The organism is Saccharopolyspora galaxeae, from assembly GCF_016526145.1.
GTDB classification, from domain to species: Bacteria; Actinomycetota; Actinomycetes; order Mycobacteriales; family Pseudonocardiaceae; genus Saccharopolyspora_C; species Saccharopolyspora_C galaxeae.
In genome coordinates this window covers 304,322-318,760 of the sequence record NZ_JADDUE010000001.1, presented here as the reverse complement: position 1 = coordinate 318,760, position 14,439 = coordinate 304,322, and the positions used below count along the sequence as shown (strand labels likewise).

Below are 14,439 nucleotides of genomic sequence, written 5' to 3'. Positions count from 1 at the left end.
TGTCTCCCCGGCAGGTGAGGTTCGCCGGGCGTTCCCCGGCTCCGCCAAGATTGCCCGAAATCCGTCCGGTTCGGCAGGTTTTCCCAAGATTGCCGGAGTTCGCAGGCGTACTAGTGTCGTTGGCATGTACGCGATCGCTATCCGTGAGCCGGGCGAACCGGACGTGCTGGAGTGGACCGAGCAGGCCGATCCGCGGCCGGGCCCCGGCGAAGTGCTGCTGGAGGTGGCCGCGGCCGGGGTGAACCGGGCGGACCTGGCGCAGCGGCAGGGAAACTACCCGCCACCGAAGGGCGCCAGCGAGGTGCTGGGGCTGGAGTGCTCCGGCACCGTCGCGGAACTCGGCGATGATGTGCGGGACTGGCAGGTCGGCGATGAGGTGTGCGCGCTGCTGGCCGGTGGCGGTTACGCGGAGCGGGTCGTGGTTCCCGCGAGCCAGCTGCTGCCGATCCCCGAAGGCGTGGACTTGGTGGACGCGGCCGGTCTGCCGGAGGTCGCCTGCACCGTGTGGTCCAACGTGGTCATGGAGGGCGGTCTTTCGTCCGGCCAGCTGCTGCTGGTGCACGGCGGCTCCGGCGGGATCGGCAGCAATGCGATCCAGATCGGGCGTGCGCTCGGTGCCCGGGTCGCCACGACCGCGGGCGCACCGGAAAGCGTGCAGTTCTGCCGCGAGCTCGGCGCCGACCCGGTGATCAACTACCGGGACGAGGACTTCGCCGAGGTGGTCAAGGGGCTCGGCGGCGCGAACGTCGTGCTGGACAACATGGGAGCGTCCTATTTGGACCGCAACCTGTCCGCGCTGGCACCGGACGGGCACCTCGCGGTGATCGGGATGCAGGGCGGCCGCAAGGCCGAGCTGGACATCGGCCGGATGCTGGTCAAGCGGCTGCGGATGTCGGTGCTCGGGCTGCGCGGGCGGCCGGTGGACGGGCCGAACGGCAAGGCCGCCATCGTCGCCGACGTGCGGGAGAAGCTGTGGCCGCTGGTCGCCCGCGGCGAGGTGCGCTCGCTCGTGCACCACCGCATCCCGCTGCCGGAGGCGACCCGCGCGCACTCCCTGATGGAAGCCGGTGGCCTGCGCGGCAAGATCCTGCTCACCCGGCCCTGAGCACGGCCGGGCGGTCGCGCTCATCCGGTGAGCGCGACCGCCCGGCGCCCCGGAATGCCGAAGCGGATTCCTGCCGTGCTCCGTCCGGAGGAAAGCGGCAGCGGTTCGCGCCCAATTCGCGGAACGCTCAGTCGCGCACGCCCGCCCGGACGGCACCGTCCCGGACAATCGTGCCGATGCGCTGGACGAAGCGTTCTTCCGGCGTGCCGAACGGGTTGTCGGTGACCAGGTAGGTCCAGGTGGACGTGGGACGCTTCAACCCCATGGACTCGAGGTCGACGCCGTCCGCGGTGATCGACGCGTCCAGGAAGGTCCGGACCGAATCCGCGTAGACGCCGGGGAAGAACTCCCGGAATTGGCGGACCGCGATCCGGTGGAATTCGTCCAGCGGGTTCTCCCTGGCCAGCGCGCGCAGGTGGATTCCCTCGCGGACATCGGCGAGGAAGGCCAAGTGCTCGGTCCAGTGCCGGTCGAGGTGGTGGAGCACGATCGCGCGCGCGGCCGCATCGAGCGCCCGCTGCCCGGCCGAATCGTGCAGTTCCCGGTAGCGCTGCGCACACCTGTCCGCGAGCTGGCGGGCGGCCTGATCGGCGTGCAACACCTCGTCGCGGTGCGCCAGCACGGCGGTGCGCTGCACGTTGATCAGGTGGTTGTAGCGCCACGTCGTGCGCTGGTTCTCCAGGTGCGCGCCCGCCGCCACCCGCTGGGCGTGCTCCACCGTCGACTGCGCGCGTTCGTCGTGCACCAGTCCGTCCGCATCGACCTGAGCGGGCGCCCGGCGATCCGGCGCATTCCGCTGGACCAGCTCGTCATCGATGCTGGTGAACAGCACCGAATCGCCGGGATCGCCCTGTCTCCCGGCCCGTCCGCGCAGCTGATCGTCGAGCCGGATCGTGTGGTACCGCCCGGTGCCGACCAGGCACAGCCCGCCGAGCCGCACCACCTCCTCCCGGCCCGCGCCGTCCGGCGAACCCAGCCGGATGTCGGTGCCGCGACCGGCCATCTGGGTGGAGATCGTGACCCGTCCGCGTTCGCCCGCCCGCGCGATCAGCGCTGCTTCTTCCGCGTCGTTGCGGGCGTTGAGCACGACCCCGGGCACGCCGGCTGCGACGAGCCGGGCCGCCAGCCGTTCGGACTCGGCCACGTCCAGCGTCCCGAGCAGCACCGGCCTGCCGGTGGCGTGCGCTTCGGCGACGTGCTCGACGATCGCGGTCTCCTTCTGCTCGACCGCGGCGTGCAGCCGATCCGGGTGATCGCGGCGGATGCAGGGCACGTTCGTCGGTATCGCGGCCACCGGCAGCCGGTAGAACTCCCACAGCTGCTCGGCGACCGGCACGGCGGTACCGCTCATCCCGCACGCGGTCCGGTAGCGCTCGATCAGCGCCTGCACCACGGTCGAGTCGAGCACTTCGCCGGTGGGGCTGGCCGGCACTCCCTCCTTGGCTTCCACGGCGGCTTGCAGGCCGTCCGGCCAGCGCTGCAGCAGCGCGACCCTGCCGCGCGAGTCGTCGATCAACTCCACCTTGCCGTCGCGCACCAGGTAGTCGACGTCCCGGCGCAGCAGCGCGTGCGCGTGCAGCGCGACGTGCACCTGGCTGAGCCGGTGCCCGCGCCCCGGCGCGTACAGGTCTTCCTCGCCCAGCGCGCGTTCCACCCGCTCCAGGCCCGCGTCGTTGAGGTGGACGTTGCGCCCTTCCGCGTCCACCTCGTAGTGCTCGTCGGGGCGCAGGCCGCGGACGACTTCCGCGACGAGCGGGTCACCTTCGGCGCCCTCGGCCGCGCCCGCCAGCACCAGCGGAACCCGCGCCTCGTCCACCAGCACCGAGTCGGCCTCGTCGACCAGCACCACGTCCGGGGCCGGCAGCACCAGCTCGCCGGGATCGGTGCGCATCCGGTCCCGCAGCACGTCGAAGCCGAGTTCGCGCACCGGCACGTAGGTCACGTCGGCCTCGTACGCCGCGGCCCGGCCTGCTCGGGTGGTGTGCTGATCCACCCAGCTCACGGACACGCCGAACGCCTCGAAGAGCCCGCCCATCCACGTCGCGTCGCGCTGGGCGAGGTAGTCGTTGACCGACAGGACGTGCACCCGCCGCCCCTGCATCGCGAAACCCACCGCTGCCAGCGCGCCGGAGAGCGTCTTGCCCTCCCCGGTGGCCATCTCCACCACGTGCCCGGTGAGCAGCCCCAGCGTGCCGAGCAGTTGCACGTCGAACGGGCGCTCGCCCAGCCGGTGGCGAGCCGCTTCCCGCCCCAGCGCGCAGGTCTCGATCAGTTCGGCGCGGCCGAACTCGCGCTTGCCGCGCAGCTGGGTGATGGCGCGCTCCCACTCCGGCGCGGAGAGCGCACGCACCGCTTCTTCCCGCGAACCGGCCGCGGCCACCCATTGCCGGCAGCGCTTCAGATCCGCGGTTCCCGGACGTTCCAAAAAACGCCGGATCCGATCACGAAGCCGCATGGGCACTCCTCGTGGTGGGCAGCTCGCCAACCGCACGATACGCCGCTACCGGAAAGTGCCGGGGAGACTGCGCGAACACCCGGCTTTCGTCCTCACCGATCCGGAACGCAGAATTTTCGCTCGACCGTCCGGAACGGGTTTTCCCGGAATGCTCAACCGAGATCCGCGACCGCCCGCAACAACTGGTCCACTTCGTGAGCGTTGGTGTAGTGGGTGAGCCCCACCCGCACCGCTCCCCCGACCTCGCCGGCGCCGAGCACCGCGAACACCCCGTGCGTGCCCGGGTCGGCGAACGCGCACACCCCGCGCTCGGCCAAGTGCTCGATCGCATCGACGGCCTTCACCCCGTCGACCGTGAAAGCCATCGACGGCACCCGCCGCATGGCGTCGCCGATCACCATGACGTGCCGCAGCCTGCGCAGGCCGTTGGTGAGGTTGGCCAGCAGGCCCGCTTGGTACGACTTCACCGAACCCAGCGAGGTCAGCAGCCGTTCCCGGCGCGGGCCGAGCGCCGCGTCGTCCAGCCCCGCCAGGTAGTCCACGGAGGACACGAGCCCCGCCAGCAGCGGGTAGGCGTGCGGGCCCAGTTCCAGCCGTTCGGCCCCGTCCGAATCCGGTTCCAGCGCCGCGGGCGGCAGCTGATCGATCATCCCCGGGTCGCGGAACACCAGCGCACCGACCGGCGGCCCGCCCCACGCCGAAGCGTTCAGCGCCAGCACGTCGGCGCCCAGCGAGGTGATGTCCAGCGGCAGGAACGGTGCCGCCGCGGAGGCGTCCACCACCACCAGCGCGTCGTGCGCGGCGGCCAGGTCAGCGACCTGGCGCACCTCCGGGCGGGTGCCGACCGCACCGGAAGCGGCCGTGATCGCGACGACCTTCGTGCGGTCGCCGACGAGGTCCCGGTACTGCCACGCGGGCAGTTCGCAGGTCTCGATGTCCACTTCGGCCCACCGCACCTGGCAACCGGATCGCTGCGCCGCGCGCTGCCAGCACACCACGTTCGCCGGGTGGTCCAATCTGGACACCACGACGTCGTCGCCGATCACCCAGCTGTCCCCGAGCCCGTCGGCGAGCCGTTGCAGCAGCACGCCGGAGTTCGGCCCGAGCACCACCCCGGCGGGATCGGCACCCACGAGATCGGCCAGTGCGCGACGGGCGGCGTCCACGATGGCCTCGGCGCGCTGCGAAGCGGGGAAGATCCCGCCGGGTCCGGAAACCGGCGCGCGCAGCGCGGTGGAGACCGCGGTCGCGACCTGCTCGGGGACCTGCATTCCGGCCGGGGCGTCCAAGTGCACCCACCCGTCGCCGAGCGCGGGGAACAGCCCGCGCACAGCAGCGACGTCGAACGCCATGGACCTACGGTACGCAGCGATGGGAACCCGCTGATCGCCGGGTGCCGCGCCGGTCGGCGGCGCCCGGCCCGGCGGGCACGGCAGGATGGTGGGCATGAGCGAGAACGAGCAGGACCAGCGCCAAGTGTTCGTCGTCGGCGAGGGCACCCCGCTCGGCGGGGACGCCGCCGCGGCGACCGAGCACGGCGAACGGGAGAACGTCGGCGAACTCGTCGAGCAGCCCGCGAAGGTGATGCGGATCGGCACGATGATCAAGCAGCTGCTGGAGGAGGTGCGCGCGGCGCCGCTGGACGAGGCCAGCCGCAACCGGCTAAAGGAGATCCACCAGTCCTCGATCCGGGAGCTGGAGCAGGGCCTGGCCCCGGAGCTGATCGAGGAGCTGGAACGGCTGTCGCTGCCGTTCACCCAGGATTCCACCCCCTCGGAGGCCGAGCTGCGGATCGCGCAGGCGCAGCTGGTGGGCTGGCTGGAAGGCCTGTTCCACGGGATGCAGACGGCGCTGTTCGCGCAGCAGATGGCGGCGCGGGCGCAGCTGGAGCAGATGCGCCGCGGCCTCCCGGCGGGCAGCGGCGAGGAGGACAACGCGGCGAGCAGCAGCACCGGCCAGTACCTGTGACCGTTGTGTCCAGGGCTGTCCGCTATGAGCGATCTTGCTCGCGGATGCCGCCCTCTGCCCGGTGACGACACCCCGATCGGTACTCTGACGCACCGTGCAGGCCACGAGCACGATCGAGAGAGCCCCGGCTCCGCCCGAGACTTCGTCGCGGACCTGGCGAAAAGCGTTCACCGACCTCGCCGAGGGTGCCAAGCAGCGCGAGCTGTGGGCGCACCTGGGCTGGCAGGACATCAAGCAGCGATACCGCCGTTCGGTGATCGGACCGCTGTGGATCACCATCAGCATGGGCGTGATGGTGACCGGGCTGGGCATCCTCTACGGCAGCCTGTTCGGCTCGCCGCTGCACCAGAAGCTGCCGCACCTGGCGGTCGGCTTCATCATCTGGGAGTTCATCCGCAACTGCGTCACCGAGGGCACCGAGGTCTTCATCAAGAACGAAGGCCTGATGAAGCAGCTGCCCGCGCCGCTGAGCGTGCACATCTACCGGCTGGTGTGGCGGCAGACCCTGTTCTTCGTGCACAACCTGGTCATCTACTTCATCCTGCTGATCATCTTCGCGTTCACCGCGAATCCCATCCCGGTGACCTGGACCGTGATCGCCGCGGTGCCCGCGCTGTTCCTGATCATGCTCAACGGCATCTGGGTCGCGACCCTGTTCGGCGTGGTCGCCACCCGGTTCCGGGACATCCCGCCGGTGATCCAGAGCCTGATGACGATGGCGCTGTTCATGTCCCCGATCACCTGGGGCATGTTCGAGTTCGACCACAACCCGCAGAACGCCTGGCGGCAGGTCTTCGTCGACGGCAACCCGCTGTCGCACTACATCGCCATCTTCCGCGATCCGTTGATCGGCTTCGACCAGCACCTCTACCACTGGTACTGGGTGCTGGGCTGCACCGTCGTCGGCTACTTGCTCGCCGCGGTGGTGCTGCGCAACTACCGTGCCCGCGTCCCCTACTGGGTCTGAGGGAGATCGAAAAGTGGTCAGCATCGACGTCTGGAACGCGGCGGTCGACTTCCCGATCTTCGACGCGAAGTCCCGGTCGCTGAAGAAGGCCGTGCTCGGCAAGGCCGGCGGCAAGATCGACTCGGACAGCAAGGTCCCGATCATCGAGGCGCTGCACGACATCGACCTGCACCTGCAGCACGGCGACCGGTTGGCCCTGGTCGGGCACAACGGCGCGGGCAAGTCCACGCTGCTGCGGCTGCTCGCGGGCATCTACGAGCCGACCCGCGGCAGCGCCCGCGTGGTGGGCAAGGTGGCGCCGGTGTTCGACCTCGGCGTCGGCATGGACCCGGAGATCTCCGGCTACGAGAACATCATCATCCGCGGGCTGTTCCTCGGCATGAACCGCCGGGAGATGGAGAAGCGGATGGACGAGATCGCCGAGTTCACCGAGCTCGGCGACTACCTGGACATGCCGCTGCGCACCTACTCCACCGGGATGCGGGTGCGGCTGGCGATCGGCGTGGTCACCTCCATCGACCCGGAGATCCTGGTGCTCGACGAGGGCATCGGCGCGGTCGACGCGGACTTCCTGGAGAAGGTGCGGGACCGGTTGAAGGAACTGGTGAAGCGCTCCGGCATCCTGATCTTCGCATCGCACTCGGACGAGTTCCTGATGGAGCTGTGCGACACCGGCCTGTGGATGGACAAGGGCTCCATCCGCGAGCACGGTTCGCTGCGCAGCGTCCTGACCGCCTACAAGGGCAAGGACCCGTACGAGAACCTCAGTCCGGACGCGCTGGCGAAGATCACCTCCGCCGCCGGCGCCACCATCGGGAGCGAAGAAGGCTCATGAGCACCGACTCCGCCGAGCGGTCCGCCCTGCCCGCGGACTCCGTGGTCGCGGTGATCGTCACCAGGAACCGCCGCGAGCTGCTGGCGGAATCCCTCAAGGTGATCGCCACCCAGACCCGGGTGCCGGACCACCTCGTGGTGGTCGACAACGGCCCGGACCAGCCCGCGCGGCCGGTCGTCGAGGAGTGCCCGATCCCTTCGACGTACCTGCCGTCGCACCGCAACCTCGGCGGCGCGGGCGGTTTCGCGCTGGGCATGCTGCACGCGCTGGCGCTCGGCGCGGAATGGGTGTGGCTCGGCGACGACGACGGCAGGCCCGCCGACGACCACGCGTTGCGGACGCTGCTGGACGTGGCCGTGGAGCGGAAGCTGGCCGCGGTCTCGCCGGTGGTGGTGAACATCGACCGGCCGGACAAGCTGGCGTTCCCGCTGCGCCGCGGGCTGACCTGGAAGCGGCACCCGGAGGAGCTGGCCGACTCGGACGGGGACTTCCTGCCGGGCATCGCGTCGTTCTTCAACGGGGCGCTGTTCCGCGCGAGCGCGCTGGACGTGGTCGGCGTGCCGGACTACCGGTTGTTCTTCCGCGGCGACGAGGTGGAGCTGCACCGCCGCGTGGTGCGTTCCGGGCTGCCGTTCGGGACCTCGCTCAAGACGCGGTTCGTGCACCCGGACGGCTCGGACGAGTTCAAACCGATGCTCGGCGGCCGGTTCCACGCGCAGGACCCGCCGGACGCGAACAAGCGCTACTACACCTACCGCAACCGGGGCTACCTGCTCTCCCAGCCGGGGATGCGCAAGATCGGGGCGCTGGAAGTGCTGCGCTTCGGCCTGTACTTCATCGGGCACCGCCGCGACCCGAAGGCGTTCCTGGAGTGGCTGCGCCTGGTCCGGCAGGGGCAGCGGGAGCACTTCTACCGGCGCTGAGCACCTCCGCACCGTTCCTTTCGTCCGCCGCGGGCCGATGCCGCGGCGGACGAACTCGTTTCGGACCGGCCACGAGCGCGGCCTCGCACCTGCCGTCGCAGTCGAGTCACCGGAGTGTCACAGGATGCTGAGAGCCGCCTGAGAGTCACTCGATCGAGCCTGCTCATAGCGTCGGCAATGATCTCGTTGCGGTACCTCACGAACGCGCCGAAGGCCCCCGGACCAGCGACTACTATTGTGCTGGCGTGCTTAACGGGCAGCAGGAAGACAGTCGCAAGGACGATCGGGACGAGTCGTCCGCTCCTCCGGCGGTGGAAGACCCGGCGAGCCCCGCCGCGGGCAGGCGCGAGCCCTCCGCGAAGCGGTTGACGCTGTTCGCCTCCGTGCTCGGGCTGCTGGGCGCGGTGCTGGCGATCGTCGTGCCCTTCCTGCCGGTGAACCACGAGATCAACACGTTGCGCTGGCCGACGGCGCAGGGCACCAAGTCCGTCTCCGCGCCGCTGGTGAGCTTCTCCCCGGCGTGGATGGACGCCAACGTGCCCTGCGAGTCGATGCGCAGCCTCGACGCGCGCACCCCCGGGGTGGCGAACGTGCTGAGCACGAACCCGCCGAACTCCGAGTACGGCAACCTCACCGGCCTGACGCTGCAGGTGAACAACGGTCAGCTGGTGGTGCTGGCCAAGGGCCAGCAGGTCAGTTCGACGCAGTTGCCGCCGGGCGGCTGCTCGATCTCGGTGCACTCCGACGCCGTGGGGACCAAGGTCAAGCTCGGCGACGAGTCGCTGATGAACGTGCGCGGCGACCAGCGCCCGCAGCTGACCGGGATCTTCTCCGACCTGGACGCGCAGGCCGACAACATCGACGGCCTGTCCTTCGAGGCCCGGGTGGACAACCGGTACGAGAGCAGCGCCACGGTGCTGAAGTACACGGTGATCGGCGCGGCCGTGCTGGCGTTCATCGGCTCGGTGATCTGCCTGCGGCGGCTGGACGTGCGCGCGGGACGCAGGCCGCCGCGACTGGTGCCGCGCGGCTGGTGGAAGCCGACGCTGCGGGACATCGCGGTCATCGGCTCGCTCGTCGTGTGGTGGCTGATCGGGGCGATGACCTCCGACGACGGCTACATCCTCACGATCGCGCGAGCGCGCGAGAGCGCCGGGTACATCAGCAACTACTTCCGATGGTTCGCCGTTCCGGAAGCGCCGTTCGGCTGGTTCTACGAGCTGTATTCGCTGTGGGTGCAGGTGTCCACGGCGACGCCCTGGGTGCGACTGCCCGCGCTGCTGATGGGCTCGATGAGCTGGCTGCTGATCAGCCGCGAAGTGCTGCCCAGGCTGGGTCAGCAGGTGCGGCGCAGCAACGCCGCCGGGTGGGCCGCGGCCGCGGTGTTCCTCGCGTTCTGGCTGCCCTACAACAACGGGCTGCGCCCCGAGCCGGTCGTGGTGCTGTTCTCGCTGCTGGCGCTGTGCGCCGTCGAGCGAGCGGTGGCCACCGGCAGGTTGATGCCCGCCGCGCTCGGGCTGGTGGTCGCAGCGCTGTCGGTCGGTGCGAACCCGCACGGCCTGGTCTCGGTGCTGCCCTACATCGCCGCGCTGAAGCCGCTGCTGCGGCTGGTGCGGCTGCGCGCCAAGGACTACGGCTGGGTGGCGATCCTGGCACCGATCGCGGCCTGCGGGTTCATCATCCTGACCGTGGTGTTCGCCGACCAGACCTGGCAGTCGGTCATGGACGCCACCGACCTGCGCACCGAGATCGGTCCGAGCGAGGACTGGTACCAGGAGCTCAACCGCTACAACCTGCTGTTCAGCCCGACCCCGGACGGCTCGCTGGTGCGCCGGTTCCCGGTGCTGCTGGTCATCCTGTGCCTGGTCACCTGCGCGGTGATGCTGCTGCGGCGCGGGCGCATCCGCGGCGCTGCGGTCGGGCCGAGCCGCAGGCTGCTCGCGATCACCGCGCTGTCGTTCGTGGTGCTGGCGCTGACCCCCACCAAGTGGTCGCACCACTTCGGCATGTTCGCCGCGCTGGGCGGGGCGCTCGCGGCGTTGACCGCGTTGGCGACCAGCAGCACGGTGCTGCGGTCGCGGCGCAACCGGGCCGCGTTCTTCTCCGGGTTGATGGTGATCTGCGCGTTCGCCGCCACCGGGCCGAACGCCTACTGGTACGTCTCCGGCTGGGGCGTGCCGTGGTACGACAAGGCGCCCTCGATCCACGGGCACAACGCGAGCACGCTGCTGCTCGGCGTGGCCGCGATCGCCGCGGTGGTCGCGTTCGTCGAGCACCTGCGGCTGGACGAGAAGAACCCGCAGGTCGGCGAGCCACCGAGTTTCGAGCAGCGCAGCCGCGCGCTGCGGCTGGGCACCGCACCGCTGTCGATCATCTGCGCGCTGCTGGTGCTGGCCGAGCTGGCCACCTTCGGCAAGGCGGTGCAGAAGCAGGCGTCCAGCTACAGCATCGGGTTGGACAACGTCCGCCAGCTGACCGGGCAGAGCCGCGGGCTCTCGGACTCGGTGTACGTGGAGACCGATCCGCAGGACGGCATCCTCACCGCCGCCAAGCAGCAGCCCGCCAAGGCCGCGCCCGGCTTCAAGGTGCCGAAGAACAACGAGGACAAGGAGAACGCCGACCAGTACATGCGGCCGACCATGCAGGGCTTCAGCAGGCCCGGTCTGCCCGCAGGCGACGGCTCCGATCCGGAGGAACCGGATTGGCGCCCGCCGCACCAGTTCGGCACCGACCAGGCGCCGGTGTGGGGCAGCTACGACGAGGCCGGTATCGGCTCCGGCGAGCTGCGGACCCAGTGGTACGACCTGCCGGAGCAGGCCGCGAACGGGCAGGCGCCGGTGGTGCTGAGCATGGCCGGTGTCGAGACCGGCGCGAACTCGCTGACGCTGGAGTTCGGCAAGGAGACCCCGCAGGGCTTCGAGGTGCTGCACCGGCAGCCCGTCGGCCAGGAAGGCGGCCCGCAGTGGCGCGACTTCCGCTACAACGTCAGCGGTGACGCGCAGGGCGCCACCAAGATGCGGGTGGTCGGCGTGGACCAGTCGGTTTCGCCGAACGGCTGGCTCGCGGTGAGCGCCCCGCGCGTTCCGCAGCTGTCGAAGATGACCGACGTCGTGGGCCGCTCCCCGAGCTTCGTGGAGTGGACCGCGGCGCTGGTGCACCCGAGCCTGCGGATCGCGGGCATCCACAACGGTGTCGCGGAGATGCCGAAGTTCCGCGTCACGGCCGGGGCCGAGGTGCGCGACATCGGCGCCGGCTGGTCGTCGCCGGACGCAGGCGGCCCGTTCGGCTGGATGAACGTCAGCGCCAGCGTGCGGGAGCTGCCGACCTACATGAACGGCGACGTGAACCGGGACTGGGGCTCGCTCTACGAGGTGGACCCGTACCAGCCGGACGCGCTGCCCGCCGAAGCGGCGATGGACGTGCGCAAGGAGACCCATTGGGGCTTCTGGTCGCCGGGACCGCTGACGCCGACGGTGCAGCTGCCCGGTGACGTGCCGAGTTCGGACGACCGCAACGACGTGAAGAACCTCAGCGGCGACGAGGGAGAGCAGTCGCAGAAGTGATCCGGTGCTGAGCACCGCCGCGGCAGAAGGGCCCGCGCATCGTCGAGCGGGCCTTTTCGCGTCCGCTCACGGTGAAATCGGGGCGGTGCGCGTCAGCTCAGGGTGAAAACGCCTGCCGCACCGGGCGCACCGGTGGTGCGCTTGGTCCATGAGCGAAAAACGACCCGCACTAGTGCTGCACCTGGCCGGGGCACCGCAGCCGTTGCACATCGCGCTGGACCCGGCCGAGGCGGAAACCCTCAACGCGCGGTTGCCCGAGCTGATGGGCTCCGGGGGCACCACGCTGCTGGCCATGGCCGACGGCGGCCGGTTCGCGGTGAACTTCGGGCAGGTGGCGACCGCGCACCTGGAGAACTCCCGCTCGGACACGAACGACTACGGCGCGCCGAGCCGCGGGACCGGGTTCGGCAGCTGAGCGGAGACCGGAGCGCGGGCCGGGCCGATCCGGCGCGGCCCGGACTCGTCGCGCCGCTGCGCGGTCGGCCGGGTGCGCCCGCAGCAGGACCGCCGCAGGTTCGGCGGCACCGGTCAGTCCCGGAAGACGACCCACTTCAGCATCACGAAGTTGATCAGCGTGCCGAAGCCCTGCGCGATCACCCAGAACAACGTGAACTGCCACGCCTGCTGGGCGTCGAACAACACCACCAGCAGCTGGTTCGACCCCATGTTCACGAAGAACGTCACGGTGTAGACGATCGCGAACGCCCCGGCCTTGGCCTTCGAGTTGCCGGTGCTGGCGCCGCTGAAGGTGTACTTCCGGTTGATCAGGTACGAGGTGGTGGTGCCGAGGATGAACGAGATCGACTTGGACAACCACACCGGGAACCCGGCCAGGCCGAGCAGCAGCGAATAGGTGCCGAAGTCGATCAGCGCGCAACCGCCGCCGATCACCACGAACCGCAGGAGCTGCTGGAACAGCCCGAGTTGTGCTGATTCCCCGGATTGTGCTGATCCGGAGCCAGCTGCGTCCGCCCCGGCGGAGCCATCGCCCTCGGGACGGTCGCCCTTGGGGCCCTCGGTCTCGGTGTCGGCCACGGCCACTGGGTCACCTCAAGAGTCGTCAACGACAGGCCGGGAAGATCGACGACGCACAGGCGCCACTGATCCCCGAAAAGTGTAACGGCGCACCTATTTACGGCACTCGCCGCCCGTGCTTCAGCGGGCGACTACCCGGCAGTACCGGGGGATGCCGCGCGGATAGACTCGGCTGGGTGGGATCGGTACAGCAGCAGCACGCCGACGGCGACTCCGCCGGCGGTCCGGCCGCTGCGCAGGCACGGCGGCTGACCGGCTGGGGCCGCACGGCGCCGAGCACGGCGCGGGTGCTGAGCACACCGGACGTGGACGTGCTCGCCAAGGCGGTCCGCGGAGCCGGTGCGCGCGGCGTCATCGCCCGCGGGCTCGGCCGCAGCTACGGCGACCCGGCGCAGAACGCGGGCGGCACCGTCATCGACATGACCGCGCTGGACCGGGTGCACCAGGTCGACGCCGACGCGGCGACCGTGGTGACCGACGCCGGTGTCTCGCTGGACGCGCTGATGCGCCGCCTGCTGCCGTTCGGCCTGTGGATCCCGGTGCTGCCGGGCACCCGCCAGGTCACCGTCGGCGGCGCGATCGGTGCCGACATCCACGGCAAGAACCACCACTCGCAGGGTTCGTTCGGCAGCCACGTGCTGTCGCTGGACCTGCTCACCGCCGACGGTTCGGTGCGCACGCTGACGCCGCAGGGCGAGGGGTCGGAGCTGTTCTGGGCGACCGTCGGCGGCATGGGGCTGACCGGCATCGTGCTGCGCGCGACGATCCGCCTCAAGCGCGTCGAAACGGCCTACTTCCTGGTCGACAACGTGCGGACGAAGAACCTCGACGAGCTGATCGAGCACTTCACCGACGGCTCCGACGCGAACTACACCTATTCCGTCGCCTGGTTCGACTCGCTGGCGCGCGGCGACGCGATGGGCCGGGCGCTGCTGACCCGCGGCAACTCCGCCAAGGTGGAGGACCTGCCGCGCAAGCTGCGCAAGGACCCGTTGAAGTTCAACGCGCCGCAGTTGATGACCGCTCCGGCGATCTTCCCGAACGGGCTGGTGAACCGCCGCACGATCACCGCCTTCAACGAGGTCTGGTACCGCAAGGCGCCGACGCGGTTCGGCCAGGTCCAGAACATCACCCAGTTCTTCCACCCGCTGGACCTGGTCGGCGAGTGGAACCGGGTGTACGGCTCGAACGGTTTCCTGCAGTACCAGTTCATGGTGCCGTTCGGGCAGGAGGCGGTGTTCCGCCGCTGCGTCGAGAAGATCAGCGCCTCCGGGCACGCGTCGTTCCTGAACGTGCTCAAGACGTTCGGCCCGGGCAATCCGGCACCGATGTCGTTCCCCGGGGAGGGCTGGACGCTGACCGTCGACATCCCGGTCACGCCGGGGCTGGACCGGCTCTGCCGCGAGCTCGACGCCATGGTGCTCGCGGCGGGCGGCCGGTTGTACCTGGCCAAGGAGTCGCGGACGACGGCGGAGATGATCGAGCGGATGTACCCGCGCATCCACGAGTGGCGCAAGATCCGCGCCTCGGTCGACCCCGAGGGCGTGTTCCATTCCGACCTGTCCCGGAGGTTGAGCCTGTGACCGCT

11 protein-coding genes are annotated in these 14,439 nt (G+C 70.3%); 8 read left to right on the top strand and 3 right to left on the bottom strand.

Translation table 11 applies throughout. The features are described from left to right. Window positions 1-124: 124 nt before the first annotated feature. Entirely contained in the window at window positions 125-1,105 is a 981-nt protein-coding gene (locus tag INP57_RS01430; protein ID WP_200068157.1) for an NAD(P)H-quinone oxidoreductase, read from the top strand. 127 nt (window positions 1,106-1,232) lie between these two features. Here INP57_RS01430 and secA2 read toward each other — a convergent pair whose 3' ends face one another. Together secA2 and INP57_RS01420 are read right to left on the bottom strand one after the other, a co-directional pair. After that, the gene (gene secA2, locus INP57_RS01425) at window positions 1,233-3,560 is read right to left on the bottom strand and encodes an accessory Sec system translocase SecA2 (protein ID WP_200068156.1); all 2,328 of its coding nucleotides are present in this window, start codon (window positions 3,558-3,560) and stop codon (window positions 1,233-1,235) included. A gap of 152 nt (window positions 3,561-3,712) precedes the next feature. Further along, entirely contained in the window at window positions 3,713-4,912 is a 1,200-nt protein-coding gene (locus INP57_RS01420; protein ID WP_200068155.1) for a cysteine desulfurase-like protein, read from the bottom strand. Window positions 4,913-4,997: 85 nt separating this feature from the next. On the opposite strand from INP57_RS01420, the gene INP57_RS01415 reads away from it, so the two are divergent. The 6 genes from INP57_RS01415 to INP57_RS01390 all read left to right on the top strand — a co-directional run bounded on the left by INP57_RS01415 (window position 4,998) and on the right by INP57_RS01390 (window position 12,231). Beyond that, window positions 4,998-5,528: a bacterial proteasome activator family protein gene (locus INP57_RS01415; protein WP_374220903.1), complete on the top strand. Its 531-nt coding sequence runs from the start codon at window positions 4,998-5,000 to the stop codon at window positions 5,526-5,528. A gap of 94 nt (window positions 5,529-5,622) precedes the next feature. Further along, window positions 5,623-6,495, top strand: a complete 873-nt coding sequence (gene wzm / locus INP57_RS01410) for a galactan export ABC transporter permease subunit Wzm/RfbD (protein ID WP_200068153.1) — start codon at window positions 5,623-5,625, stop codon at window positions 6,493-6,495. Continuing rightward, window positions 6,470-7,330 carry a galactan export ABC transporter ATP-binding subunit Wzt/RfbE gene (gene wzt / locus INP57_RS01405; protein WP_445326507.1) on the top strand — a complete coding sequence of 287 codons (861 nt, stop codon included), beginning with the start codon at window positions 6,470-6,472 and terminating at the stop codon, window positions 7,328-7,330. The genes wzm and wzt overlap by 26 nt, the downstream gene beginning before the upstream one ends. After that, window positions 7,327-8,253 carry a galactofuranosyltransferase GlfT1 gene (glfT1, locus tag INP57_RS01400; protein WP_200068151.1) on the top strand — a complete coding sequence of 309 codons (927 nt, stop codon included), beginning with the start codon at window positions 7,327-7,329 and terminating at the stop codon, window positions 8,251-8,253. The genes wzt and glfT1 overlap by 4 nt, the downstream gene beginning before the upstream one ends. 245 nt (window positions 8,254-8,498) lie before the next feature. Continuing rightward, window positions 8,499-11,816 (top strand): arabinosyltransferase domain-containing protein, encoded by a 3,318-nt coding sequence (locus tag INP57_RS01395; RefSeq protein ID WP_374220902.1) that lies wholly within the window; start codon window positions 8,499-8,501, stop codon window positions 11,814-11,816. Window positions 11,817-11,964: 148 nt separating this feature from the next. After that, window positions 11,965-12,231, top strand: coding sequence for a hypothetical protein (locus tag INP57_RS01390; RefSeq protein WP_200068150.1), 267 nt, complete (start codon window positions 11,965-11,967; stop codon window positions 12,229-12,231). A 113-nt stretch (window positions 12,232-12,344) separates the two neighbouring features. On the opposite strand, the gene INP57_RS01385 is transcribed toward INP57_RS01390, so the two are convergent. Further along, complete coding sequence (locus INP57_RS01385; RefSeq protein WP_374220901.1) at window positions 12,345-12,857, bottom strand: GtrA family protein; 513 nt, start codon at window positions 12,855-12,857, stop codon at window positions 12,345-12,347. A gap of 242 nt (window positions 12,858-13,099) precedes the next feature. Between INP57_RS01385 and dprE1 the strand changes: the two genes are divergently transcribed. After that, a complete protein-coding gene (dprE1, locus tag INP57_RS01380) occupies window positions 13,100-14,434 on the top strand; it encodes a decaprenylphosphoryl-beta-D-ribose oxidase (protein ID WP_233626703.1) in 1,335 nt (444 codons plus the stop codon). The last annotated feature ends 5 nt before the right edge of the window (window positions 14,435-14,439 follow it).